Origin of the sequence: Saccharicrinis aurantiacus (assembly GCF_947489045.1) — a bacterium.
GTDB classification, from domain to species: Bacteria; Bacteroidota; Bacteroidia; order Bacteroidales; family Marinilabiliaceae; genus Saccharicrinis; species Saccharicrinis aurantiacus.
Genome location: NZ_CANLCN010000001.1, coordinates 20,685 through 47,323 on the forward strand (window position 1 = coordinate 20,685; position 26,639 = coordinate 47,323).

18 protein-coding genes are annotated in these 26,639 nt (G+C 35.0%); 15 read left to right on the plus strand and 3 right to left on the minus strand.

Features of this window, described 5'->3' with window-relative positions; genetic code table 11:
* Positions 1–83: 83 nt before the first annotated feature.
* The 7 genes from QMO11_RS00085 (at position 84) to QMO11_RS00115 (ending at position 10,089) form a co-directional block, all read left to right on the plus strand.
* Positions 84–2,498: a TonB-dependent receptor gene (locus QMO11_RS00085; protein WP_068474953.1), complete on the plus strand. Its 2,415-nt coding sequence runs from the start codon at positions 84–86 to the stop codon at positions 2,496–2,498.
* A 249-nt stretch (positions 2,499–2,747) separates the two neighbouring features.
* Positions 2,748–3,200: a cold-shock protein gene (locus QMO11_RS00090; protein ID WP_068474956.1), complete on the plus strand. Its 453-nt coding sequence runs from the start codon at positions 2,748–2,750 to the stop codon at positions 3,198–3,200.
* Positions 3,201–3,346: 146 nt separating this feature from the next.
* Positions 3,347–4,297 (plus strand): NAD(P)H-dependent flavin oxidoreductase, encoded by a 951-nt coding sequence (locus tag QMO11_RS00095; RefSeq protein ID WP_282035452.1) that lies wholly within the window; start codon positions 3,347–3,349, stop codon positions 4,295–4,297.
* 47 nt (positions 4,298–4,344) lie between these two features.
* On the plus strand, positions 4,345–5,595 hold the full coding sequence (locus QMO11_RS00100) for a M16 family metallopeptidase (protein WP_282035453.1): 1,251 nt from the start codon (positions 4,345–4,347) through the stop codon (positions 5,593–5,595).
* A gap of 37 nt (positions 5,596–5,632) precedes the next feature.
* Positions 5,633–6,910, plus strand: coding sequence for a M16 family metallopeptidase (locus QMO11_RS00105; RefSeq protein WP_282035454.1), 1,278 nt, complete (start codon positions 5,633–5,635; stop codon positions 6,908–6,910).
* A 100-nt stretch (positions 6,911–7,010) separates the two neighbouring features.
* Positions 7,011–9,233 (plus strand): RelA/SpoT family protein, encoded by a 2,223-nt coding sequence (locus QMO11_RS00110; protein WP_282035455.1) that lies wholly within the window; start codon positions 7,011–7,013, stop codon positions 9,231–9,233.
* A 178-nt stretch (positions 9,234–9,411) separates the two neighbouring features.
* Positions 9,412–10,089 (plus strand): cytidylate kinase-like family protein, encoded by a 678-nt coding sequence (locus tag QMO11_RS00115; RefSeq protein WP_282035456.1) that lies wholly within the window; start codon positions 9,412–9,414, stop codon positions 10,087–10,089.
* Between the two features lie 16 nt (positions 10,090–10,105).
* On the opposite strand, the gene QMO11_RS00120 is transcribed toward QMO11_RS00115, so the two are convergent.
* Together QMO11_RS00120 and QMO11_RS00125 are read right to left on the minus strand one after the other, a co-directional pair.
* Entirely contained in the window at positions 10,106–10,597 is a 492-nt protein-coding gene (locus tag QMO11_RS00120; protein WP_282035457.1) for a low molecular weight protein-tyrosine-phosphatase, read from the minus strand.
* A 26-nt stretch (positions 10,598–10,623) separates the two neighbouring features.
* A complete protein-coding gene (locus tag QMO11_RS00125) occupies positions 10,624–11,286 on the minus strand; it encodes an aspartate kinase (protein WP_068474976.1) in 663 nt (220 codons plus the stop codon).
* 179 nt (positions 11,287–11,465) lie between these two features.
* On the opposite strand from QMO11_RS00125, the gene dapA reads away from it, so the two are divergent.
* From dapA to QMO11_RS00145, 4 genes are all read left to right on the plus strand, one after another.
* On the plus strand, positions 11,466–12,353 hold the full coding sequence (dapA, locus tag QMO11_RS00130; RefSeq protein ID WP_068474979.1) for a 4-hydroxy-tetrahydrodipicolinate synthase: 888 nt from the start codon (positions 11,466–11,468) through the stop codon (positions 12,351–12,353).
* A gap of 94 nt (positions 12,354–12,447) precedes the next feature.
* Positions 12,448–13,194 (plus strand): NADPH-dependent oxidoreductase, encoded by a 747-nt coding sequence (locus QMO11_RS00135; RefSeq protein ID WP_282035458.1) that lies wholly within the window; start codon positions 12,448–12,450, stop codon positions 13,192–13,194.
* Between the two features lie 390 nt (positions 13,195–13,584).
* Complete coding sequence (locus QMO11_RS00140) at positions 13,585–15,717, plus strand: Tex family protein (RefSeq protein WP_282035459.1); 2,133 nt, start codon at positions 13,585–13,587, stop codon at positions 15,715–15,717.
* Between the two features lie 265 nt (positions 15,718–15,982).
* The gene (locus tag QMO11_RS00145; protein WP_282035460.1) at positions 15,983–17,266 is read left to right on the plus strand and encodes a glycoside hydrolase 5 family protein; all 1,284 of its coding nucleotides are present in this window, start codon (positions 15,983–15,985) and stop codon (positions 17,264–17,266) included.
* A gap of 79 nt (positions 17,267–17,345) precedes the next feature.
* Here QMO11_RS00145 and QMO11_RS00150 read toward each other — a convergent pair whose 3' ends face one another.
* Complete coding sequence (locus QMO11_RS00150) at positions 17,346–18,206, minus strand: AraC family transcriptional regulator (protein ID WP_222844187.1); 861 nt, start codon at positions 18,204–18,206, stop codon at positions 17,346–17,348.
* 259 nt (positions 18,207–18,465) lie between these two features.
* On the opposite strand from QMO11_RS00150, the gene QMO11_RS00155 reads away from it, so the two are divergent.
* The 4 genes from QMO11_RS00155 to QMO11_RS00170 are packed head-to-tail and all read left to right on the plus strand — an operon-like array spanning position 18,466 to position 26,536.
* Positions 18,466–21,555 (plus strand): SusC/RagA family TonB-linked outer membrane protein, encoded by a 3,090-nt coding sequence (locus tag QMO11_RS00155; protein WP_282035461.1) that lies wholly within the window; start codon positions 18,466–18,468, stop codon positions 21,553–21,555.
* 32 nt (positions 21,556–21,587) lie between these two features.
* Positions 21,588–23,105, plus strand: a complete 1,518-nt coding sequence (locus tag QMO11_RS00160) for a RagB/SusD family nutrient uptake outer membrane protein (RefSeq protein ID WP_282035462.1) — start codon at positions 21,588–21,590, stop codon at positions 23,103–23,105.
* Between the two features lie 13 nt (positions 23,106–23,118).
* The gene (locus tag QMO11_RS00165) at positions 23,119–24,921 is read left to right on the plus strand and encodes a DUF5018 domain-containing protein (RefSeq protein ID WP_282035463.1); all 1,803 of its coding nucleotides are present in this window, start codon (positions 23,119–23,121) and stop codon (positions 24,919–24,921) included.
* A 52-nt stretch (positions 24,922–24,973) separates the two neighbouring features.
* Positions 24,974–26,536, plus strand: coding sequence for a hypothetical protein (locus tag QMO11_RS00170; RefSeq protein WP_282035464.1), 1,563 nt, complete (start codon positions 24,974–24,976; stop codon positions 26,534–26,536).
* Positions 26,537–26,639: the final 103 nt, after the last annotated feature.

The window sequence follows — 26,639 nt, forward strand, 5'->3', positions numbered from 1 at the left end:
TAAAATAGATTTATAGAAAATTGAGTTTCCTAAAACCTTTTTGTCGTATGTTTGTTTATTAATCGAAACTAAACATTAAACAAATGAAACTAAACATTAAACAAGCTAAATTAACTATTAGTATAATACTTTTATTTGCTATAAGCACTCTTGGCTTTTCGCAATCAGGAAAAATAAGTGGTATTATTAAAGATGCATACTCGAATAAACCAGTTGAGTTTGCAAATATGATTATAAGAAATACTACAATAGGTACTTCAACAGACTCTTTAGGAAGGTTTACCTTAGAAGGCATAGAGGATGAATTTATTCAAATTCAGATCTCATCTTTAGGATATAAACCAAAAATAACAGAGAGTTTTAGGATATCCAAGGTGCGTTCAAATTTTGTTGAAATAGATCTTGAACCAAGTTCAGAATCCTTAGAAGAAGTAACTGTACGAGCATCCCCTTTTGCCGATAAAATTGAAAGTCCGGTTAGTTTGCGTCGTATCGGAATTGATCAGATAGAAAAAAGTGCAGGTGCAAATAGAGATATCTCTAAAGTAATACAAAGTTTCCCAGGTGTAGCAAGTTCAGCTTCTTTTCGTAATGATATAATTGTACGTGGTGGTGGACCTTCAGAAAATAAATTTTTCATCGACGGGATTGAAATTCCTACTATAAATCACTTTTCTACTCAAGGTGCATCTGGTGGACCGGTTGGAATCTTGAATGTTGATTTTATCCGAGAAGTAGATTTTTATTCTAGTGCTTTCCCATCGGCCAGAGGTAATGCATTAAGTTCTGTGATGGAATTTAAGCAAATGGATGGTAGTAAAGAAGGGACTGACTTTAAGGCAGTGTTAGGTGCTAGTGAAGTTGCTTTATCAGCATCGGCACCAGTTTCTGAAAAAACTTCAATGTTTGTATCTGCGCGTCGCTCCTATTTACAATTCTTATTTTCTGCATTAGATTTACCATTTTTACCAACGTTTACTGATTTTCAGTTTAAAACAAAAACAAAGATCAATCAGAAAAATGAAATTACGTTTTTGGGCTTTGGAGCAATTGATCAGTTTAGGTTAAATAAAAATGCAGGTGATACTCCTGAAAATCAATATACCTTAGCTTATTTGCCAGTTAATGAGCAGTGGAATTATACTTTCGGAGTGAACTATAAGCACTATTTTGGTAAGAGTTATTTAACTGTGGTGGCAAGTCGAAATCATTTAGATAATTCATCCTATAAATATCAGGATAATATTGAAGTGCCTGAGAACTTAACTTACGATTATGCATCTTCTGAAATTGAAAATAAATTCAGAACAGAAATTAATACAGCCATAAATAAATTAACCATAAATGCAGGTGTTGGCTTAGAATCGGCTAACTATACTAATGACACTTATCGTTTACTTTACGAAAATGAAGCACCTGTTCAAGATTACTATTCTTCAGAATTATCTTTTTTTAAATACGCGATGTTTGGTTCGGTTGGTTTGCCAGTTTGGAATGATAGAGTTAAGTTATCATTAGGTTTACGTATGGATGCTAATAATTATTCATCAGATATGAATAATTTGCTTGACCAAATTAGTCCTCGTTTTAGTGCATCTGTTAAACTTTCACAACCTTTATACTTTAACTTTAATGTAGGGCGTTATTACCAATTGCCAGCATATACAACAATGGGTTACAGAAATGAGCAGGGTGACTTGCTGAATAAACAAAATGGCTTAAAATATATTAATGCCGATCATATTGTAGCAGGTTTCGCTTATCAACCTAATAATTTCACAAAAATCACTCTTGAAGGTTTTTATAAAGATTATGGTAACTATCCGTTTAGCGTTAACGATTCGGTTTCTATTGCTAGTAAAGGTGGAGATTTTGGAGTTATAGGTGATGAAGAAGTTACACCAACTAGCGATGGCCGTGCTTATGGTTTTGAGATAATGGCGCGTCAAACATCTGCTAAGGGCTATAGCTTTATTGCAGCATATACTTTTGTGCGTAGTGAGTTCACAAATATAAATGGTGAGTTTGTGCCAAGTTCTTGGGATAGCAAGCATTTATTTACGGCAACAGTTAATAAATCATTAAAACGTAATTGGGATATAGGATTAAAGTGGCGTTACCTTGGTGGTTTGCCTTATACGCCTGTTGATGTTGAGAAGTCTTCGCTTAAAGAGGCGTGGGATGTTCAGGGAAGAGAATATCTCGATTATGGTCAATTTAACGAAGAGCGTTTGGAAGCTTTTCATCAATTAGATTTGCGAATTGATAAAACCTACACGTTTTCAAAATGGTCTCTAGGTTTTTATCTTGATATTCAAAATCTCTATAATTTTAAGGCAAAGGAACCTACTAAATATATCAGAGAATTAGATGGTGGTGGTAATCCAATTATCGTAAATCCTGAGGCACCTGCTAATGAACAACAATATAGTTTGGTTCCGTTAAATACAGAATCAGGCACAGTATTGCCTACTATCGGTATTATTGCTGAGTTTTAATGGAATATTTATCCACTTTTTGTGAGGACTTATAACTTGTACAATGTTAGTAAACAAAATCATTAACTAAAGTCAAATAATTGTATTACCTTTGTGCCGATCAAAAGAAACGCAATAGAGCGAGTTGTGTCAATTGTGTTTTTTTCTCCTGACATGATGTATTTGCTTTTGTAGTTCTATTCTTTACCATAGCAAATATAGATGCCAACAGACAACAGAATTGTATTAAATATTAACTATAAATAGTAGATGAGTAAATCACAAGAGACATTTAACAAAAAAGAGCGCGAAAAAAAGAGGTTAAAAAAGAAGCAAGATAAGCTTAAAAGAAAAGAAGAACGTAAAGAAAATGCAACTAAAGGTGCTACTTTAGATGATATGATTGCTTACGTTGATGAAAACGGAAACCTTACAGATACTCCTCCGGATCCAGCAGCAAAAACAAAAATTGATGCATCAACAATCGAAATTTCTATACCTAAAGGTGGTAAAGAAGTTATGCCTTCGGTTAGAAATGGTAAAGTTGATTTCTATAACGATGCAAAAGGATTTGGTTTTATTCGCGAAAGTGGAACTCAGGAAAAGTACTTCTTTCATGTTAATGGTCTTATTGATGAAGTTAGAGAGAACGATAAAGTAACTTTTGAACTAGAGCAAGGTTTAAAAGGTCTTAATGCCGTTCAAGTAACTAAGATGAAATAATATTACATCAAAGATATAATGAAAAGCTACCCAAGGGTGGCTTTTTTTTGGTTTAATATATAGTGGATTCCTTTTCTTATTTGTATTAATTATAAATTAATAAGGGTATCTTTGCTAGCTTTCAAATTTGGATAAAAGAATAAATCATGAGTAATAAAATAACAGAACTATTTAATATTAAGTATCCAATTATTCAAGGTGGAATGGTTTGGGTTAGTGGCTGGAAATTAGCATCTGCTGTTAGTAATAATGGTGGATTAGGTTTGTTAGGTGCTGGATCAATGTATCCAGAAGTGTTGAAAGAGCATATTTCTAAAATGAAAACTGCAACTGATAAGCCTTGGGGTGTTAATGTTCCTCTTTTATATCCAAATGTTGAAGAGCTTATTGATATTATTATTGAAGAAGGGGTTAAAATTGTATTTACTAGTGCCGGAAATCCTGCAAAGTTTACATCAAAACTAAAAGTAGCCGGTATTACAGTTGTTCATGTTATTGCCAATAGCCGTTTTGCAAAAAAGTGTGAAGATAGCGGAGTTGATGCTATCGTTGCTGAAGGATTTGAAGCAGGAGGTCATAACAGTAGAGAAGAAACAACCACAATGGTTCTAATTCCTCAAATTAGGAAAGTAACAAATTTGCCATTGATAGCTGCCGGAGGTATTGGAACCGGAAGAGGAATGGCAGCAGCTATAGCCTTGGGGGCAGATGGAATTCAAATTGGTTCTCGCTTTGCGGTTAGTAAAGAGTCTTCAGCGCATCCAAACTTTTTAAACAAAGTTCTTGAAGCTAACGAAGGAGGAACTGTATTAACCTTGAAGCAATTGGCACCAGTCCGATTAATTCATAATAAATTTTCAGATGAGGTAGATGCTGCTCAAAAACGTGGAGCTACTCCTGAAGAATTAAAAGAAATGTTAGGAAGAGGGCGTGCTAAAAAAGGTATGTTTGAGGGAGATCTTGACGAAGGAGAATTAGAAATCGGACAGGTATCTTCGCTAATTAATGATATTCCATCAGTATCTGAAATTATCACTGATGTGATTGAAGAATACAATGAGGTAGTTACTAGTTTAAGTAATAAGGGAACCTATTAACAGATATTGCTTTATAGCCAAGTCGGCGCATAAATATAATAAGTAGAATGATAGAAATTAAGAAATATACGCTCGATAATGGTTTAAGAATAATCGTTCATCCTGATAAAACAACACCTTTAGCTGCGGTTAATGTGTTGTACAATGTTGGAGCTAAAGATGAGAGTGAACTTAAAACAGGTTTCGCGCATTTGTTTGAGCATTTAATGTTTGGAGGTAGTAAGAATATTCCATCGTATGATGAACCATTACAAAATGTAGGGGGTGATAATAATGCATGGACAAGTAATGATATGACGAATTACTATCTTACTTTACCAGCTTCTAATATTGAAACAGGGTTTTGGCTAGAATCTGATAGAATGTTAGAGTTAGATTTCTCCCAAGATTCTCTTGATGTTCAAAAAAAGGTTGTTATCGAAGAGTACAAACAGCGTTATTTAAATCAGCCTTACGGCGATGTTCCTTTATTGATGCGTCCTATGATGTACAAAATGCATCCTTATAAATGGCCGACTATTGGTGCCGATATAAAACATATTGAAGAGGCAACTTTAGAAGATGTAAAGAGTTTCTTTTATAAGCATTATGCACCTAATAATGCCATTCTATCTATTTCTGGAAACGTAGATCCTGATGAAGTATATGAATTAGCAAAAAAGTGGTTTGGCGATATTCCTTCTCGTGATGTTGCTACGCGCTCTTTACCTGAAGAACCTATTCAAACAGAAATGAGATCTATTAAGGTTGCAAGAGATGTGCCAACAGATATGCTTCAAATGTCATTTCACATGTGCGCACGTCGTGATGATGATTATTATGCTATGGATCTTTTATCCGATGTATTATCTAACGGAACTAGCTCTCGATTAAATCAACATCTTATAAAGGAACAGAAGCTTTTTACCGATGTACACGCTTATATTTCTGGCGATGTTGAACCCGGCATATTTACTTTCTCAGGTCATGTATCAGATGATGTTAATATCGATGATGCAGAGAAGGCTATTTGGAAAGAAATAGAAATGATAAAAGAAGAGTTGGTTTCAGATTATGAGTTAGATAAAGTTAAAAATAAGGTAGAGTCTACCATCACATTTTCTGAAATTAATTTCTTGAATAAAGCTATGAATTTAGCACAGTTCGAATTATTAGGAGAAGCAGAAGATGCCAATGCTGAGGTTGATAAATACAGAAAAGTTACTGCACAACAAATACAGGATTGTTGTAAAAAGGTTTTGGTTGAGAGCAATTGCTCAAAATTACATTATCTATCAAAATCAAAGAAAAATAGTTAGTAATTATCATCAAACCTGTAAGTAATATTTTTTATTTATGATTAATAGAGCAGAAGCACCAACATATAAGCAGCCAGAGAAACTAAATATTTTGGCAGCAAAAGAATTTAAATTACAAAATGGTATTCCAGTCCAGTATATCGAAGGAGGAACTCAGGAAGTTTGTAAAATTGATTTAATCTTTCCAGCAGGCGTTGTACAATCTCATAAACCATTATTAGCCTCTTTTACAAGTAACTTAATGCTTGAAGGTACTGAGAATCTGACTTCCTTTGAAATTGCAGAGAAAGTAGATTATTACGGTGCTTTTCTTGCGCAGTCAACAAATTACCACCATTCTCAAGTAACTTTATATACCTTAACCAAACACTTAGATAAACTATTGCCTGTTCTGGAAGAGGTTGTAAAACGACCTGTATTTAGTCAGCATGAATTTGATATATATTTAGCAAAGAAGAAGCAAGATTTTCTTGTTGATTCTGAGAAAGTAAAAACTCTAGCACACCGCAAATCTCAAGAGATCTTATTTACAAATGCCCACCCTTATGGAAGAGTTGCCAAAGTTCATCATTTTGATGAAATAGGAGTAGAGGATTTAAAGGATTTTTATAAAAAGCAGTATGCTTCAAATTTATGCGAAGTAATTGTATCAGGTAGAGGTGGCGACAAATTGGAGTCATTCTTAAATCAATATTTTGGGGGTGATGATTGGAGTGTTGCAGCTCCTGAAGAACCAAAACTGCCCGAGGTAAAGGGAGAAGCAAGGCGTTTTTTCTTAGTTGAGAAAGCTGACGCGAAGCAAAGTGCCATAAAAATAGTGAGAAACTCTGTTACTAAAGATCATGAAGATTATTTACCACTTCAGGTTTTAAATACCGTTTTTGGAGGATATTTCGGGTCTCGATTAATGACTAACCTCCGTGAAGAGAAAGGTTTAACTTACGGGATCTCTTCTTATACAATTTCATTTATTGAAGCCGGTATTTTTGGTGTTTCTACAGAAGTTGTTGCCGAGAAACGTGATTTAGCTGTTTCTGAAATATTTGCCGAAATGGGCAAGATGCAGAATAATTTAGTTTCTGATGAGGAATTATCTCGTGTAAAGAACTATATGTTAGGCGAATTACAACGTAACCTTGATGGGCCATTTGCAGTTTCAGATGCTTATCGTGGTTTAATGGGATTTAAATCAGATATTAGTTTTTATCATAAGTTTACCGAATTGGTTAAAAACATCACAGCTGAAGAAATACAAGCTTTGGCTCAAAAATATCTAAATCCACAAGACTTTTATACCGTTATAGCAGGTAAATAGTTATTTTTGTTTATAATTGCTATTCAATACAAGCCTTTATTTAATAAGGTTATAAAGGATATTCATTATCTTTTGTTAAATTTTAAGAGCATATTATTTGATGAGTGAAAGTATATCTGAAAAAGATGAAAAAGAGCTAATTCGTAAAGAATTTGAATCCTTAATAGAAAACTGTCCTAAGTGTCAAACTAAGGATGGGTATAAAATGGTGAAAAAGGCTTTCGATTTGGCGAATGAAGCTCATGGTGGAGTTCGACGTAAGTCTGGTGAGCCGTATATTCTTCATCCAATTGAAGTTGCTCGAATTGCCTCTGAGGAGATTGGTCTTGGAGCAACTGGAGTTTCAGCAGCTTTATTGCACGATGTAATTGAAGATACAGATTATACCTATGAGGACTTAAGCCATATTTTTGGTGAAAAAGTAGCTTCAATTGTTGATGGCCTTACCAAATTAGATGGTGTTTTCGATAAAAATAAATCAGCTCAAGCTGAGAATTTTCGAAAGTTGCTTCTAACTATGATTGAAGATATCCGAGTTATATTAATTAAACTCGCAGATAGACTTCATAATATGCGAACTCTTGGGTCAATGCCCGAGCATAAGCGACTTAAAATTGCGGGTGAAACATTATTTATGTTTGCCCCATTAGCACATCGTTTGGGTTTACATGCCATCAAAACTGAGCTTGAAGATTTAAGTCTCAAGTACGAGCACCCTTCTATTTATAATGATATAACTAGCAAAATTGAATCGAAGGAACTTCAGAATAAAGATATTCTTGAAAAATTTATTGATCCAATTAAAAATATTCTCGATGATGCGGGAATTAATTATGAAATAAAATCTCGACCAAAATCAGTATTTTCCATATGGACAAAGATGCAGAAGCAGAATGTAACCATTGATGAGATATACGATTTATTGGCCATACGGATTGTTTTCAGAAGTAATGAATTGTTGCCAGAAAAGGCACAATGCTGGAATATATATTCTCTTATAACGGATATTTATAAACCAAAACCTGATCGATTAAGGGATTGGGTTAGTACGCCAAAAGCAAATGGCTACGAAGCTTTGCATGCTACGGTTATGGGGCCACGCGGAAAGTGGGTTGAAATTCAGGTTAGAAGTGAGCGAATGCACGATATTGCTGAACGTGGTTTTGCAGCTCATTATAAATATAAAGGTTTAAGTGAGAAAGAGTCTGAACTTGAAAATTGGTTGCAGAGAATCAGAGACTTGCTTGAAAATCCGTCTCAAGATTCGCTTGAGTTTATGGATGATTTTAAGTTGAACCTGTTTTCCTCTGAAATTTCAATATTCACACCTAAAGGTGATGTGAAAGTATTACCCAAAGGAGCAACGGTTTTAGATTTTGCTTTTGATATTCATACGCATTTAGGGCATAAGTGTATTGGGGCTAAGGTTAATTACAAATTAGTACCTGTCAGTCACGTTTTGAAAAGTGGCGATCAGGTTGAGATTATCACTTCAGAAAAGCAAACACCTAAGTATGAATGGTTATCTACCGTGACTACTGCCAAAGCAAAAACCAGTATTAAATCGGTTTTTAAGAAAGAACGTAAGGAGCTGGTTAGTAAAGGAGAGCAGTTGCTTCAAAGTGAACTATCAAAAAAGAAACTTACCATACACAAACGTATATTAGATAAGATTCTGCACTATTATAAAATTGAGAAAAAAGACGAGCTTTATTTTAAAATTGCATCAGATAAAATTTCTTTAAAAGATTTAGATAAAGTTCTTCGTAAAAAAACCACGAATAAGTGGATAAAATATTGGACTTTATCTTTTGGTGCTGGAAAAAAGAAGGAAACTCCGAAACCTAAAATAGACAAGCGCAAATCTGTAATATTAACTGATGATACAGATAAGAATGATTATATAATCGCCTCATGCTGTAATCCAATTCCGGGTGATGATGTTGTTGGGTATGTAGATGAGGACCAAAAAGTAATACTGCATAATAGAAAATGTCCGGTTGCCTTAAAGTTAATGTCTAGCCAAGGAAATAAATTGGTTTCAGCGGAATGGTCAACCCATAAGCTACTATCATTTCTCGCCATTATTAAATTAACAGGTATTGATCAGATGGGTATTGTAAGTAAAATTACAAAGGTGATTTCCGATGATCAGAACGTAAATATGCGATCTATTAATTTTGAAAGTCACGATGGTATATTTGAAGGGAATATTTTTTTATACATCCATAATGTTGAAGATTTGAATAATTTGATATACAATATTATGAGGATAAAAGGAGTGCATACTGTTGAGCGGCAGGAGCGAATGCAACAGCAATAATATATATGAAGGAGAAATGGTAGTTTCTCCTTTTTCTTTTTGGACTACTTCAATTTTATTTTTATCTTATACATATTATATTTTATTTATTTAGGACAAGTATTATGATTATTTGACCTAACGTTTGTAGTTTAACCATTTAAATGATTTAGTTATGGATAATGTGTTTTTAAAATATATGAAAGAAAGAGAAGGGAAAACTAAACCTACTTTATCTGTTGATTTTTCACAAGGTCCAGTCATTACTATTTCAAGAGAATATGGCTGTCCTGGTAAAAGAATTGGTGAACAGCTTTATCGCGTTATCAATGATAAATTAACTCGCGAAAAGCGCACTGCTAATTGGAAATGGCTTAGTAAAGAAATTATAGAACAATCGGCAAAAGAATTAAAACTATCGAGTGAATTAACAAAGCACTTGTCTGATTATAAAAAACAAGGTTTCTTCGACAATTTGGCTCTATTCTTTTCTGAAGATTATTACCCGGGCGAAACCAAAATAAAGAATACAATTGCTAATTTTATTCATAACGCTGCAGAAGAAGGAAATGTTGTAATAGTAGGAAGAGCAGCCGAAGCCATTACTAAAAACTTTAAGCAATCGATACATATTAAATTGGTTGCACCACTGCAGTGGAGAGCTGAAATTTTGAGTCATACTTTAGGAATATCTCTTGGGGAGGCCGAAAGAGAAGCTTTGGCAATGGATGAGCGCCGCATGAAGTTCAGAGAATATTTTGAAAGAGGTGTGCCAGATGTACAGTTTTATGATGCTTCGTTTAATTGTAAAGAAATGACGGATGATGAAATTATTGAGCTAATTATAATACTGGCAGAAACAAGAGGGATAATTTAATAATATTAAGGGTAGTTTAACTACCCTTTTTTTTATGTTCTTCTAGCTGAGAAATAAGGCCTTCACACGCATCCTCTAATAAATCAAGTACCAATTCAAATCCTTGCGAACCTCCATAATATGGATCAGGTACATTTGTCTCTGAAAATTTAATACTGTAATCCGTCATTTTACTTAATTTCGAGATATCAGCATCTGTTTGCGCGAGATTAAATAAATCAGTCATATTACTATCATCCATTCCAATAATAAAATCGAAATTAGCAAAATCATCTTTTGCTTTTACTGGTCGGCTAATGCTAGTTAATTGGAATGCCCTCTTTTTTGCATGCTGCATCATTCGTGAATCGGCAGAATCACCTTCGTGATACCCTGTAATTCCTGCTGAATCAATATAATACTTATCTGATAGTTTATGTTCCGATAGTTTAGCTTTCATCACTGCTTCAGCGCTTGGCGAACGGCAGATATTGCCTAGGCATACAAATAATATTTTTGTTTTATCCATTGTTAATTGTATTTGGTTGTTGTGAGTTAAAGCTTTCGTCTTAATTGTTTTAGCTCAGAGAATGCTCTATCTACATCTTCATCATTTACTAAAATAGTAAATTCGTTTGAAGTAGAAATTACCTCAATAATATTGATGCCTTCCCAGGCAACTGCTTTTAATATATTATAATAGAATCCAGGAACCTGACTGTTACTCTCGTGTAACTTTAATGTTATTGCAGATAGATTTACCTTCTTTTCTTTAAGTTCTTCCCCTTTAAAATGTTCTTCAACTAAATTGGAGTATAAACTACTGATTACTAAGTTTGATTCATGCACTCCCCGAACCATTGTATAGAATATATCAGAATGTGAAGCTACAGTTTCAAATACTTTCATATGTCCTTTAACAAGTGTATTTGAGTTGGTATAAGTGTAATCGGTAAGGTCGGAACGAACAATAATGTCGCCCAACATATTTATCATTTTTTTTAAGTCAGATGAAAATGAATTTGCCAGATTGGGAGATAGTCTGTTTAATGCCATCACTATAGCACCTTGATTGCATTCTTTGTGGATAACTTTTTCGATATCAGGTTTTATTTTTCGGGCAAGAGCTGATACATTTATTAAACCTTCGGATAATGCTTCAGCAATAAAAGGCTTTACTTTTATGATTGATTCAACAGCTTGCGATATAGTAATCATCTAACTTGTTTTTGTTTTTAGTTATACTTCTAAAGACTTCAAATTTACGAATTGTTTAAAATTTAACAAAGTGTTATAAACTAGTTTTATTTAACTACATATTTTTAGTATTGATCGAGGAAATACTATATTTGTAAACAAGATTTGAATAACTGCAGATTATATAAAGTTTCGAGAATATGAATTTTAGTTTAAAAGGCTCAATTGTTGCGATTGTAACCCCGTTTTTAGCGGATGGAAGTATTGATTGGGATGCATATGATAAATTAGTTGAGTTTCATTTAAAAAATGGAACCGACGGTATTGTGGTGTGTGGAACAACTAGTGAAACTCCTACCTTAACAGATGCAGAAGATGAAGCATTAATAAAGCGAGCTGTTGAATTAATAAATGGTCGTATTCCTATTATAGCGGGTACAGGTAGTAACTCAACAGATACAGCTGTTGAAAAAACGCAAAAAGCTAAAGATTTAGGTGCTGATGCTGCTTTAGTTGTAGTGCCTTATTATAATAAGCCAACTCAAAAAGGAATTTATAATCACTTCCAAGCGGTTGCAACTAATGTTGATCTACCTATTGTACTTTATAATGTGCCGTCAAGAACTGGAGCTGGCTTATCGCCCGATACAGTGGCTAAATTAGCGAACGATTTTGATAACATTGTAGGAATTAAAGAGGCTGCTGGCGACTTAAGTTACTTTACTCAGATAATTGCAAATACAGCTGAAGATTTTATTGTTTATAGCGGTGATGATTTTTTATCAACCTCAGCTAATTATGCTGGTGCAGATGGTTGTATTTCTGTAGTTGCTAATATTATTCCAAATGAGTTTGCACAATTGATGCAATTATCAATGGAAGGAAATGTAAAAGAAGCCAATAAGATATTCTATAAATATCAAAACTTAATGGATTTATTGTTTATCGAGTCGAATCCAATTCCTGTAAAAGCAGCACTCGCAGAAATGGGATTATTGAAAGAAACGTACAGACAACCACTTTGTGAAATGGATGCTAATAATAAAGAATTATTAGTAGCGGAAATGAAAAAAGTAGGTTTGTTATAAGAATTTATATTTTGTTGATGATGATTGAAGAAGGTCTTTCTATTTATTTAGAAAGGCCTTTTTTGTTCTTATATTTGTTTTAAAACAAAGGATTATGTTAGAAACAATATTAAATCATAAAAGTATTCGAAAATATCAGGATAAGGCAGTTGAGTCTAAGGTTCTTGATGAGATTTTAAATGCAGGAATAAGAGCATCAACAACCGGAAATATGCAAGTATATAGTATCATTGTAAGTCAAGATACTGAAATGCGCAAGGCAATTGCTCCATTGCATTTTAATCAGCCAGCAGTAAAGAATGCTCCTGTTTTATTAACTTTTTGTGCCGACTATAATCGATTCAATAAATGGTGCAAATTAAATAATGCAGTACCGGGTTACGATAATTTTCTATCATTTGTAACTGGTGCAATTGACGCTTTGTTGGTTGCACAGAATGTTTGTATTGCAGCAGAAAATAAAGGGCTGGGAATATGTTACTTTGGTACAACAATATATACAGCTGATAAGATTATTGATACTTTAGATTTACCTAAAGGAGTTGTTCCTATCACCACAATTACTCTCGGTTACCCGGATGAGGATCCGAAGTTAACGGATCGTCTGCCACTTGAATCGCTTGTTCATTATGAAAAATATAAGGATTATACTGATGAACAGATTGCTGCCTATTATAAAGAAAAAGAGGAGTTGCCCGAGAATAAGCAATTTGTATTAGAAAATAGTAAAGAACACTTGGCTCAGGTATTTACAGATATAAGGTATAAAAAATCAGATAATGAGGCCTTTAGTAAAGTTTTGTTATCAGTACTTGAGAAACAAGGTTTCATGAATCAATAAGTGATGTTTTGTCGGTTCATTTTTAAGGTGAATCACAGAAATAAGTGGTTTTCTCAATGAATAAGTGTTGTTAGTCAATTAACATAAGGAATATCAAAAGTGATGCATATATTTGTTTATCAAATTTAGAATTCTATTTGTTTATAAAGTGTTGTGTCTTTATAAATAATGTGTGTGTTAGTTGATAGTATAAAGGCTAGTGTCGGTGGGCATTAGCCTTTGCTTTTTTATAAAGCTGTGTGATATTGGTATAAGTAACATTACAGTTTTACAGTATCATTATTCATATTTTATTTTCATAAACTATTTATAAATCTTCCTCTGCAATATTAAATGTATTATTGGTATAATTGCGTTTCATAAGTAAATTCAGTACAATCAATAAAATATATGATTACACAAATTGTTGCCATAATAACAAACGAATTAAAGCTACAAGCGAAGCATGTTACACAGGTTGTTAATCTTTTAGGAGAAGGTGCCACAGTTCCGTTTATTAGTCGTTATCGTAAGGAGATGACAGGTAGTATGGATGAAATGAAGGTGGCAGATGTAAAGGAGAGATTTGAGAAGTTACAAGAACTACAGAAACGTAAAGAAACCATTTTAAAAACCATTGAAGAGCAAGGGAATTTAAGTGCAGATTTAAAAGCTCAAATAGAAAATACATTCTCATCTACAGAGCTTGAAGATATTTATCTACCCTATAAACCGAAGCGAAAAACACGTGCTGTAAAAGCCAAAGAAAAAGGTTTAGAACCCTTGGCTAAAATATTGATGAAACAATATGAGCGCGATGTGGATTCTAAGGCCGCGCAATTTGTAAAAGGTGATGTTTCTGATATTGATGAAGCATTACAAGGTGCACGTGATATTATTGCTGAATGGATAAGTGAAAATGGAACGGTTCGTGATATAGTTCGATCGGGTTATGGACGAGATGCGGTTGTAAGTTCAAAATTGGTTAAGGGAAAAGATGTTGAAGGTGCAAAGTATAGTGATTACTTTGAATTTAGTGAAGCCTTAAAAAAGTGTCCGTCGCATCGCTTATTGGCTATTAGACGCGGAGAGAAGGAGGGTATATTAAAAGTTAGTATCACCCCAGATGTAGAAAGAATTCAAGAGCGTTTGGATCGTTTTTATGTGAAAGGAAACACAGAAGCTTCTAATCAAGTTCAATTAGCAATAACTGACGCTTGTAAGCGATTGTTATTTCCTTCAATAGAAACAGAGTTTTCTAATTTGTCAAAGCAAAAAGCAGATGAAGAGGCCATTGATGTGTTTGCAAAAAACTTGCGTCAATTATTATTGTCGTCACCTTTAGGACAAAAACGAGTGTTGGCTATCGACCCAGGTTTTAAATCGGGCTGTAAGGTGGTTTGTCTTGATGCGCAAGGAAATTTACAGCATAACGAAAATATTTATCCACATCCGCCACAGCGCGAAACGAAAGTAGCAGCCAAAAAAATATCTTCAATGGTGGATGCTTATAAAATAGAGGCAGTAGCCATTGGAAATGGAACCGCTTCGCGCGAAACGGAAAGTTTTATTCGTAATTTGAAATACAATAGGGATATACAAGTATTTGTGGTAAGTGAAGATGGTGCATCAGTCTATTCTGCAAGTAAAGTGGCTAGAGATGAGTTTCCGCAGTACGATGTAACAGTACGCGGTGCTGTATCAATAGGACGCAGGTTGATGGATCCATTGGCTGAGTTGGTGAAGATAGATCCAAAATCGATTGGTGTAGGCCAGTATCAACACGATGTAGATCAGAATGCTTTAAAATCATCATTAGATGGTGTGGTTGAATCGTGCGTGAATAAAGTTGGGGTAGATTTAAATACATCAAGTATGCATTTGCTTACCTATGTTTCGGGCTTAGGTCCTCAATTAGCCAAAAATATTGTGGAATTCAGAAAAGAAAATGGAGCTTTTACATCTCGTGCCCAGCTTAAAAAAGTGCCACGTTTGGGTGCAAAAGCCTTTGAGCAGGCTGCAGGTTTTTTGAGAATTACAGATGCTAAAAATCCATTGGATAATTCGGCTGTTCACCCAGAATCTTATGCAACAGTACAACAAATGGCCAAGGATAACAATTGTGCTGTGGCTGAATTAATAAGTGATGCAGAAAAGCGTAAGAGCATTAAATTAAATGATTATATAAGTGATACAATAGGCTTGCCAACCCTGAAAGATATTATTGATGAGCTAGAAAAACCAGGGCGTGATCCGCGTCAGATTATTAAAGTGTTTGAGTTTGAAAAAGGTATTTTCTCAATTGACGATTTATATGAAGGGATGACCTTGCCTGGTATTGTCACCAATATTACAAAGTTTGGTGCTTTTGTTGATATCGGTGTAAAACAGGATGGACTGGTTCATATTTCGCAAATGGCTGATCGTTTTATCAGTGATCCTAATGATGTAGTTCATCTGCATCAGCATGTGAAGGTTAAAGTGACAGAAGTAGATAAATCGCGCAAGCGAATTCAATTATCAATGAAAGAAGCTGACGTTTAAATTTTTTCATCACTCGGGGATTAATTCCCCGAGGCTTGTTTTGTAATAGCTATCTCTAAATTCAAATAAAATCTGCCCCACTTTTAATGTACTATTTATAAATATTCAAAGAATATTTAGTTACTCCGTTTTTGCCTTTATCTGGTAAGATCCTATGAATTCAAGATGTTATCATTTATTAGTTTTATTCTATTAACAACAAAAAACTTTATTTATAATATTTGTACTCAATGCTAAAATTGCAATTAACTAGAAATAAATAAATATGCGTTATATTGTTTTGCTGCTTGTTTCAGTACAAATTATATTGAGTTCGTGTACTCAAAATATTGAAAATACACATTTTGTTACCGTAAAAGGTGATCAGTTTTATTTAAATGGTAAGCCCTATGTTTATGCAGGAGCCAACTACTGGCAGGGAATGCATCTAGGTTCAGAGAAGTATGGGAATCGTGAGCAGTTAAAGCGAGAATTAGATCAACTTAAAAGTTATGGTATTACCAATTTACGTGTAATGGCAGGTTGTGAAGCCGATGCGACTTCTAAATTTTGTATGCAGCCGGCTTTACAGATTAGTCCTGGGATTTATGATGAGGCTTTGTTCGAAGGCTTGGATTTCTTACTAAGCGAAATGGCCAAGCGAGATATGAAGGCTGTTATGGTTTTAAGTAATTTCTGGACTTGGAGTGGGGGTTTCTCTCAATATCTGAAGTGGGATGGTGCAGGTGAAATTCCTTATCCACAAATGGATGAGTTTGGTTGGTGGGATTATGGAGAATATACTAAGGAGTTCTTTAATTCTGAGAATTCGCTTAAATGGTATAATAATCACGTCGACAAAGTGCTAGGCAGAACTAATACGATTAATGGTAAATCTTACAATGAAGATGCTACTATTATGGCTTGGCAGTTAGCTAATGAGCCGCGAGGATACGATAATGAGGAGCCATTTCAGCGTTGGATTAAATCTACAGCTGCAAAGTTAAAGTTTTTAGCTCCTAATCATTTAGTATCATTAGGTTCAGAGGGTAATACGCCATCGGTAAAAGAAGGTTTGATAGCGGAGCGTGATAATGCTTACGCTGATATTGATTATATAACTATGCACATTTGGGTTCAGAACTGGAATTGGTTTACGCCTGGTGAAGGGGAAGATGCTTATGCTAAAATGATTACTCAATTTGATGCTTATTGGAATGATCATGTCGCAGTTTCGGCAAAGTTAAATAAGCCTATTGTGCTAGAAGAGTATGGTTTAGCTCGAGATGAGTTTTCTTATGATATAGATGCCCCAGTTACTGATAGAGATAAGTATTATAGCTATGTTTTTAATAATATGGTTTCAAATATCAATAAAAAAGGTTCGATAAAAGGGATAAACTTTTGGGGATATTCAGGTGAGGCACGTCCGCCAAGACCAGGTGAGTACTGGAACGAAGGGGATGCTTTTGTAGCTGATCCTCCTCATGAGCTACAGGGTTGGTATGGTGTTTATAATACCGATTTATCCACACTCCAGTTAATAAAAGATCAGATGAGTAAATTATAATACTCATCTAAAAATAGGAAAGGGAGAAATTACTCATATTGTAATTTTTCCCTTTCTTATTTTATAGGTTTTCTATCTCTTAATAAATAGAAACTAATTTCTGTTGAGCTCTAAATTCACTCGGTGTACAACCTTTTTGAGTTTTAAAAGCGCGGTTAAAGTTCGAAACATTACTAAATCCGCAATCATAGCAAATCTCCGAAATATTTTTCTCCGAATCTATTAATAAACGCGCAGCCATTCCAATTCTCATTTCAGTTAAAAAGTCGGTAAAAGAACGTTGCGTTCGCTTTTTAAAGAAGTGACTAAAGGCTGAAGGAGACATGTTTACTAGATCTGCAACATCGCCTATTTTTATAGAGTTGTGAATGTTTTCGTGCAAGTACTTAGTAACTAATTTTATTCTTCTACTTTTTGAAGTATCAAATTGTCTTATATAAGAAGGACTTGATAAATTCGTTTTATTACGAGATATGGCTAAGTCATATAACAATGAAAGCATTTCTAATACAGAGTCAAAACCTTGTTGGTTCGATAGTTTTAATATCCTTTCTGTAGCCTCCTTTGTAGTTTGTTCCGAGAACAAAACACCCATCTTCGAATTTTCTAATAACTCCTTTATGGGTAGCGCTAACTTTCTTGATAAAAAATGTTCGCTCGGGAATTCGGCATTAAATTGTATCGTAATAACTTGTGCATTCTTATCCTCACTTGTCCAAGCATGTGGAGTATTAGGACCAATAAGAACCAGGTCGGCCGATGAAAAGTCCATTATGGAATCTCCAATAATTCTTTTACCATTAGCATTAAGCACTAAGTTTAGTTCATACTCGGGATGAAAGTGAACTGGAAAATCAAATTTTGCAGTTGGATGATTCATTATTACAAAAAAATCATCTGTTGATAAAGGTGCAATTTCTCTAATTATACGTTGGTACATCAGCATTAAGTATTAGTTATGCTACAAATGTAATAAAATTATTCATAAAACCATCGTTGTTAAAAAGTGTACTCGTTGCTGATTAGTAGCTTATTACGACTTGTTAGTGTTGGTGTTTTTAATTTTATACGACTTACTATTCATCAAAATACCATAAAATAGCTTAATTTGTGTATAAAAGCCTCATTAGCTTGGATACATTTGTAATGTCTTAAAAAAGATTAAAAAAACTAAAGCTCAGCTATTAAAAGCGGTATTTATGAAAAGAATGTTTAAAAAAGTTAAGGTGATTGTATTGTCACTTGCTCTTTGTTCGTTCTCCTTGTTGGCTTCAGCCCAGCAACGAACAATAAAAGGAGTAGTGAGTGATGCAAGTGGTTTTGCACTTCCTGGTGCAAATGTTTACGAGAAAGGTTCAACCAATGGAACTATTACTGACATTGATGGTAATTACTCATTAAATGTTAGTTCTGAAGCGTCGATTGTTGTTTTTTCGTTAATCGGAATGGAGCAGAAAGAAATGCTTGTTGGAAATCAAACTACTATAGATGTAGTGTTGCAAGATGAGATGTTAGGCTTGGATGAAGTTGTAGTTGTTGGGTATGGAGCTGTAAAGAAATCAGATATTACAGGTTCTGTAGCATCGGTTAAGATGGATAAAATTCCTGCGCGACCATCCAATTCAATTGATGGATTGCTGCAAGGACAAACGGCAGGTGTACAGGTGGTTGCAGCTTCTGATGATCCAGGTGCGGGAGCAACAATTCGTATTCGTGGAGGTAGTTCATTAAATGCAGGTAACGATCCGCTTGTGGTTGTTGATGGTTTCCCAATTGGAGGAGCAGGCGATTTAAAGCAAATCTCTCCGCAAGATATTGAATCTATGGAGGTTCTTAAAGATGCATCAGCTTCAGCTATTTATGGTTCACGCGGAGCAAATGGTGTGATCATGATTACTACCAAAAAAGGTACAAAAGGAAAAACCACAGTTAGTGTAAGTCAGCAAAATACAATTGGTGAGTTTACCTCTAAGTTAAATCTATGGAGAGACCCTGTGCTTATGGCTCATTTAAGTAATGAGAGTAGAAGTAATGGTGGTTTTGTGCCTTTGTATATAGGTGCAAATGATCCGAACGGAGTGTATTATCCATCTATTCAAGAGCTTCAGGATGGCTCGTGGCCATATGCTACTAAGTGGGATGAAGAGGTATTCAGAAATCCGGTGTCTAATAATACAAATGTTGCAATTCGTAGCCAAACGGAGAAAACACAATTTAGTTTTAGTACTACCTACTATACTGATAGAGGTGTTTATAAAGAGGATGATTTTGATAAATTAAACTTTAATTTAAATGTGAACCAAAAGTTATATGAAAATATAACAGTTGGAGCTAATGTAATTTTATCTAAAGGTGATAGAAATAATAATGGCGGATTAGCTTATTGGCGAAACCCTATTTTCCCGGTGTATAATAACGATAATCCAGCAGATGGTTATTTTATGATTGGTGCACAGGATTATGAACATCCGGTTGCACTAACTGAAAATCGAGTTAATACGACTGATTTCTTAGATGTAATATCTTCGGCCTTTTTGGATGCAGATATACTTCCTGTTTTAAAATTTAAGTATCAGGTAAATTATAAGTATGGCCGTTCAATTACTGATTATTATAATCCTAAAATATATACGCAGGATGGTCAGTTTAATAATGGTTCTGGAGGAATTAATAATTGGGAAAATCAGGATTTAATTTCGGAAACTACCTTAACGTTTAATAAAACTTTTGCGCAGAAACATGCGGTAACAGCCCTTGGTGGATTTTCTTACCAATATTACCAAATGCGTTCATCAAACTTAAAGGCTTACGATTTCTTAAATGAGTCTTTAGGTAATGGAAACCTTGCTTCTGGTAGTCCAGAACAGCAAAGGGTAGAGAATGATTTTCAAGAGACTGTAATGTACTCTGGTTTTACGCGTTTTAATTATGCCTACGATAATAAGTATCTGTTTACATTTACAATGCGTGCGGATGGATCGTCTAAGTTTGGGAAGAATAACCGTTGGGCATATTTCCCATCTGGTGCAGTAGCCTGGAAAATGCATCATGAAGATTTTATCAAGAATTTAGGAGTTTTTGATGAGTTAAAACTTCGTGGGAGTATGGGTATTTCGGGTAACCAAGGTGTATCGCCATACCTAATAAATAGCCGATACGGACAAGATCAATACTATGTTAATGGTGGCTGGAATACAGCAATAGGGCCCGGTTATACAGTTGGTTGGGATGGACATACAGGTAAGCGTATTTGGGGAGGTATTCCAAATCCAGATCTAAAGTGGGAAACGACATCACAGGTTAATGTGGGTGCGGATTTAGCATTTTATAGTCGTCGTTTACGTTTTACTGTAGATTATTACAATAAGTATACTACTGATCTTCTTCGCGAGCGTTGGGTTTCGCCATCATCTTCTTATGACAGGATGTGGGTAAATGGAGGTGAAATTCGTAATCATGGTTTCGAGTTTACTACAGAAGCTGATATTGTAAACAATAGCGACTGGAATGTTACGGCTTCACTTATATTTTCAAGGAATCGTAATGAAGTGGTTAGTCTAGGAGATACAAATGCCTTTGGTTTGAGTAAAGATCCAAACACAGGTATGGACTATGAGTTTTATGGAAATAATATTGAGTATTACAGAGCAATTCCATCAATTCTTGGGGTTGGGCAGCCTGTAGGTGTGTTTTATGGCTATAAAGTTGATGGAATTATACAAAGTGAAGCAGAAGGTTTAGCAGCAGGTTTAACCGGAGCAGAAGCACAGGCTGGTGAGTTTAAGTATGTTGATTTAAATGAGGATGGTGTAGTTGATATTAATGATAGAACAATTATTGGCGATCCGAATCCTGATTTCACGGCAAGTTTAAATCTACATGTGAGTTATAAGCGTTGGGATATGGCAATGTTCTTTAACGGAAGTTTTGGTCAAGATGTATTGAATACCAAATCGTTTACTGAGCCAAATAATATGCCATTGCGTTGGACAGTTGATAATCCTACAAATGATTTTCCAAGTTTGCGAGATGGTAGAGCTGTGCAGATGTCTGACTGGTTTATTGAGGATGCTAGCTTTGTTCGCTTGCAAAACCTTTCTGTAGGGTATGATCTTAAGTCTCTCGGAACAGGGTTTATTCAAAATGCTCGTGCTTCATTAAATGCTACAAACTTGTTCACTATTACAAATTTTACAGGTTATGATCCTGAAGTTGGCAGTGATGGAATTTATTGGGGAGGTTATCCAAGGATTAGAAGATGGACATTAGGTCTTGAGTTTACTTTTTAATCAACTTGTTGTAACTATTAAAACAGAAAATGATGAAGAGAAATATATTTAAAATAGGACTTGGGTTGATGGTAATCATGGGCTTGGTATCGTGCGAAAGTCTTGATGTGAAACCGAAGGGATTTTATTCAGATGAAAATTTTTACAAAACGGTTGAAGATGCTAATGCAGGATTGCTTTATGCTTACGATGCTTTAACCTTAGTAAGTTATGCTCCTGTAAGTTATTACTTAGGTGAGTTGGCTTCAGATAATGTTGGTGTTAAGCCTGATGAAGGTGCTGATGCGCAGCAGTTTGATAGATGGGAAGTGAATTCGCAAAATACTTTATTATTAGATTATTACAGAGGAGCATATATCTCAATAAATCGTGCCAATGCTGTAATTGCAAATACAGAGGGTAAAGGGTTTAATCAAGAAGATGAAGATCGTTTGCTTGGAGAATCTTATTTCTTACGAGCGTATAATCATTTTAACTTAGTGAGGGCTTTTGGTTTAGTGCCTTTGCAAAAAAAGTTGATTGATAAGCTAGAAGATACTAATGCTAGTTTACCAGCAGATATGCAAGAGGTATACACCTTTTTGATAGAAGATTTAACAAAAGCTGTTGATCTTTTAAAAGAAAAAAGAGTGACGGGTTTAGCTGATAAAGTAGCAGCTCAAGCGCTTTTGGCTAAGGTGTATCTGTATGCAGCAACGTCTAAAGAAAGTCGCGTACCTAAATACGACTTGTTAACAGCAAGTGTGGATGAGTTATATGCAAATGCTGCAAAATTTGCCAATAGTGTTTTGGTAGAGCAGGGTACATATTCTTTCGATTCTGATTTACACAATATATATGATGTGAACTCACCTGATGGACCAGAGCATATCTTTATTATGTCTATGGATCGCTCAGGAACTGAAGAGGGGGATTATTCTAAAATTGCACGTTACTTTTTGCCTGCACTTGGTGGTGTAAATGTATATCTGAAAAATACGGATGATTCATATACCTTAACTTTAGATGGTTTTGGTGTTTTTACAACCGAGGATAAATTATTAAATCTTTACCCAATTGGGGATATTCGTAGAGATGAATTGATGGCGACAGAAATTTATTCATATGATGAAGATAATGCAGAATATGTGTTGGCCGGTTCTACGGATGATGATGTTGTGGCTTACGAATTTACTCGCAAATATATTGACCCAGAATTCTCAGGAGAAAAAACCAGCACCCGTCCTTATTTAATTCGTTATTCAGATGTGATGATGATGTATGCTGAAGCAGCAGCAAATCAAGATGGATTAAATTTGCTTAATCAAATAAGAGTCAGAGCTGGTCTAGAGGAGTTTGAGGCTTCAGAGTTATCGGATAAGGCTGCTTTTAGAGCAAAAGTAATTGAAGAAAGACAAAGGGAGTTGGCTTTTGAGGCTGATCGTTTGTGGGACTTGCGTCGTACTAACACCGTGAGTAAAGAAGTATCTCAGGCAGCAGGTTTAACTCCTGAAGAACTTGCGTTTTATCCTTTGCCTCAGCGTGAGGTTGATTTAAACCCAAATCTCTAAAATTTTAATAGATATGAAAAAAGCACTAAATATATTCGTATTAGTACTTGCTGTTTTATTTACAGCTTGTACTGATGATCCTTTTGAGGATTTAAAAGGGTCAGATTGGCAAAAAGATAGAAATGTACTGTCTTTGTTGCTCGATGGTCAAATTGGAACTTCGGTAATTGAGCGTAATGCTGATGATGCCACGATAAAAGTTTTTGCTAAATACGAGAATATTGAAGATTTCTCAAAGGTAGAGGTTAAAAATATACTGTTGTCATACGGAGCATCTACATCTAACGGTATAGGTTCAACTCTTAATTTTGATAATGCTGATACCACCTCTGTTTTATCAGTTGAGTCTGGAGCAGGAGAGAAATTAGATTGGACAATATCGCTTCATCCCTTTAAATCAGACCTAGAAGGTACGTGGTACATCAAGGAAGTGGCGATGTATTGCGATCTGTTTTCATGGGAAAGCTGGGGATGGGATAAAACGGTTTTAATTACCGATCATTTGCCAAATTCAGCATCTGAATTAGATAATAAACTAACCTTTACTGTTGAAGGAGCAGATGAAAATGGTAATCCATTTGGTAAATTTATTCATGAGGCTGGTAATGATCAAGAGTATGGCGATTTCACCCATGATACCTATGGTGATTATAATAGCAGATTTCGGAAAGTGATTATAGGAGAAGGAACATGGTTGCGTGATTTTGAGCGTAATTTAGTAGTGCTTGCGGATTCTCGTGGGAATGAGTTTGAATTCGGACTTTCTCTTGAAGGAAATTTGATTGTTGAATCTGCTTTTGATCCTGGAAAGTTTGATCCTAAGTATGTTGCTGAAGGTGGAGTAGCGCTCACTGCAGAATTACCTTATACACCAGAGAATTTTGATTGGGATACGCAAGATTACCTTTATGAGGAAATTGCAAATATGTCAAAATTAATGTGGTACGAATTAACTAAAGAGTACGAACCTCAAACCAATAATAGCATTGTCTCATTTGCTGTGGAAGGCCAAGTTGAGGGTGCTGTTATTGATGAAGATAATTCAACTGTATCAGTAATAATTTCAGAAGAAGGAGCTAATGTATCTTCAGTTAAAATCACAGATTTAGGCATTTCATATGGTTCGGTAGTAGATAAGGATGTTGAAGAGTCATTAGATTTCTCATTAGAGAATACTGCAACAATCACTGTAACTTCTGAATCTGGTGAAGCTAGGGTTTGGACTATTAAACTGACATTGAAAGTAGAGGTACCTGAGGGAGAAGAACCTGTATTTGTTGGAACCTGGAATATTAGCGAAGTAGGAATGTATTGTGATATTTTCTTATCAGATGGTTGGGGTTGGGATAAAAATGTACCAATAACCGACTACTTACCTGCTGCTAACCCTGAATTAGACAATACGATAACTTTTGTTTATGAAGGAGTTAATGGTGATGGTAAGGCTTATGGTAGTTATGAAAACAATAGCGGAACAGATGGTCAGTTTGGCAATTATGTTTCAGATAATTCAGCTTGGGCAATAACAGACTTCAATAATAGATATAGAAAAGTGCCAACAGGTACAGGAAGCTGGGTTAAAGATGGAGATAAAGTACTGATAACAGTTGGTGAAGGAGTTGTTTTTGAGTTACTAGTTGAGACTACTTCTGAAACTGAAATAGCATTGACTGCTGAAGTAGAGCACTTAAAAGGAAGTTTTGTTTGGAATAAGATTAATGAAGGTACTGATCAAGAGCAAGATTTGACTGACTATGCATATAATGAGATTGCATTTATGTCAAATAAAATGTGGTACAACTTAACTAAACAATAGCAAATAATATAAGCCTCTGCTTCTGGCAGGGGCACTTAATACACTATTGAAGATGAAGAAAATGAGTTTTTTAACAATATTAGCAGCAAGTGTTTTGGCATTTTCTGCGTGCAACGATGATGAGGGTACGCCCGATAGTATCATTAAAAACAGAGATTTAACAATTACAAATAAAGTAGTTTCCACTGAATTTGTAGGAAATGGCGCCCAGTGGGGAGGTTATGATGTTGTACCAACTTGGTTTGATGGACAAACAACTTTATCTGAAGCTGATTGGCAGAAGTTGTTTCATCGTATCGATTATATGCGCCCTCCGTTTATTAGGGTTTGTGTAAGTTCGGGTTGGGCCTATGAGCAAAATGATAACCCTGCTGATTATAAAGATGAGAAAGTAACGTCTCTATATAAAATGCTTGATTATGCTCAAGAAAAGAATATCGAGATTGTTTATGGCGAATGGGGGCATGAGTATGTAGGCGATGATATTGCAAGTATTGATATGGATTGGATGCAGCGATCAGTAATTTTTCTTAATCATTTGGTTAACGATAAAGGTTATAGTTGTATTAAAAGTGTCAATATAGTTAATGAGCCTAATGGTAATTGGTCAAGTACAAACGGAAATTATGAAGTTTGGAAAGCTGTGCAAGAAGCTTATTTAGTAGAGATGGCTAAACCGGAATATAACTTGGCGGATATGAAATTATCAGGTCCTGATATAGCAGCCTTTAATGATGCAACACTTAAGGATTGGATTACAGATGCGGCAGCTGACTTAAATGATGATATAGTGATGTATGATATTCATGTTTATCCAAGTCAGAGCAATGTTCGTAATGGAGGGTTTACGGATATGTTACTGGGTTATAAGGCAGAGGTTCCTGAGGGTAAAAGAATCTTTTTAGGAGAGATTGGTTTTAAGTACGATGCTACAAAGGAAGATGGAGCTGTTGTTGATGATGTTTTAAATAACGAAAATATTGATGCTATTGCGGCAGATCCATATGCTGGTGATGATTCTAATATGATGATTTATAAAGCATTTTACGGTATTGATATGGCTGATGCGATTATTCAATCTATGCGCGCTGGTTTTTCTGGGGCGTTGATATGGGGTATGGATGATGCGATGTATAATAGCCCTGATGGAGATAATCCGGATTGGAATACCAAAAAGTTAAAACGCTGGGGGTTTTGGAATATCTTAGGTGAGGAGCTTTGTGGTACTCCTGAAGATGAAGAGATTCGTCCGTACTTTTATACTTCATCTTTATTGTGTAGATATTTCCCTGCAGGATCAACTATTTACGATATTGAATTGCCTAATAAAAAAGGCGTTCGTGCTATTATGGGTGAGAAGGATGGTAAATATACTGTTGCCATAGTGAACTCTCATTATGTAACTTATCCCATCAATTTAAAATCAGATTTTCTTTCGTCTCTGACTATGGATAAATACACTTATAAATCTAATGCTGACGGCACTTTTGTGGGTGTGGTTGATGAAAATGGCTTTGCTGCACCAGCAGAAAAGGCGATGAGTGTTGATTTTAAAAGTGGTGTTCAGATGACACTTGAGGGTGAGTCATTCATCTTGTACACAAATATGGAGTAGGAATAATTGTAATTCCTTTAGGTAAAATAAATAATACGAGTAAGACAAAATAATAGGATAATTGAAATCACCTGTAGTGGTTTCAATTATCTCCTAATCAGAG

Bases quoted from the DNA above. Each gene is read 5' to 3' on its own strand.
- QMO11_RS00085 (WP_068474953.1), top strand. From the start codon at position 84: ATGAAACTAAACATTAAACAAGCTAAATTAACTATTAGTATAATACTT.
- QMO11_RS00090 (WP_068474956.1), top strand. From the start codon at position 2,748: ATGAGTAAATCACAAGAGACATTTAACAAAAAAGAGCGCGAAAAAAAG.
- QMO11_RS00095 (WP_282035452.1), top strand. From the start codon at position 3,347: ATGAGTAATAAAATAACAGAACTATTTAATATTAAGTATCCAATTATT.
- QMO11_RS00100 (WP_282035453.1), top strand. From the start codon at position 4,345: ATGATAGAAATTAAGAAATATACGCTCGATAATGGTTTAAGAATAATC.
- QMO11_RS00105 (WP_282035454.1), top strand. From the start codon at position 5,633: ATGATTAATAGAGCAGAAGCACCAACATATAAGCAGCCAGAGAAACTA.
- QMO11_RS00110 (WP_282035455.1), top strand. From the start codon at position 7,011: ATGAGTGAAAGTATATCTGAAAAAGATGAAAAAGAGCTAATTCGTAAA.
- QMO11_RS00115 (WP_282035456.1), top strand. From the start codon at position 9,412: ATGAAAGAAAGAGAAGGGAAAACTAAACCTACTTTATCTGTTGATTTT.
- QMO11_RS00120 (WP_282035457.1), bottom strand. From the start codon at position 10,597: ATGGATAAAACAAAAATATTATTTGTATGCCTAGGCAATATCTGCCGT.
- QMO11_RS00125 (WP_068474976.1), bottom strand. From the start codon at position 11,286: ATGATTACTATATCGCAAGCTGTTGAATCAATCATAAAAGTAAAGCCT.
- dapA (WP_068474979.1), top strand. From the start codon at position 11,466: ATGAATTTTAGTTTAAAAGGCTCAATTGTTGCGATTGTAACCCCGTTT.
- QMO11_RS00135 (WP_282035458.1), top strand. From the start codon at position 12,448: ATGTTAGAAACAATATTAAATCATAAAAGTATTCGAAAATATCAGGAT.
- QMO11_RS00140 (WP_282035459.1), top strand. From the start codon at position 13,585: ATGATTACACAAATTGTTGCCATAATAACAAACGAATTAAAGCTACAA.
- QMO11_RS00145 (WP_282035460.1), top strand. From the start codon at position 15,983: ATGCGTTATATTGTTTTGCTGCTTGTTTCAGTACAAATTATATTGAGT.
- QMO11_RS00150 (WP_222844187.1), bottom strand. From the start codon at position 18,206: ATGTACCAACGTATAATTAGAGAAATTGCACCTTTATCAACAGATGAT.
- QMO11_RS00155 (WP_282035461.1), top strand. From the start codon at position 18,466: ATGAAAAGAATGTTTAAAAAAGTTAAGGTGATTGTATTGTCACTTGCT.
- QMO11_RS00160 (WP_282035462.1), top strand. From the start codon at position 21,588: ATGAAGAGAAATATATTTAAAATAGGACTTGGGTTGATGGTAATCATG.
- QMO11_RS00165 (WP_282035463.1), top strand. From the start codon at position 23,119: ATGAAAAAAGCACTAAATATATTCGTATTAGTACTTGCTGTTTTATTT.
- QMO11_RS00170 (WP_282035464.1), top strand. From the start codon at position 24,974: ATGAAGAAAATGAGTTTTTTAACAATATTAGCAGCAAGTGTTTTGGCA.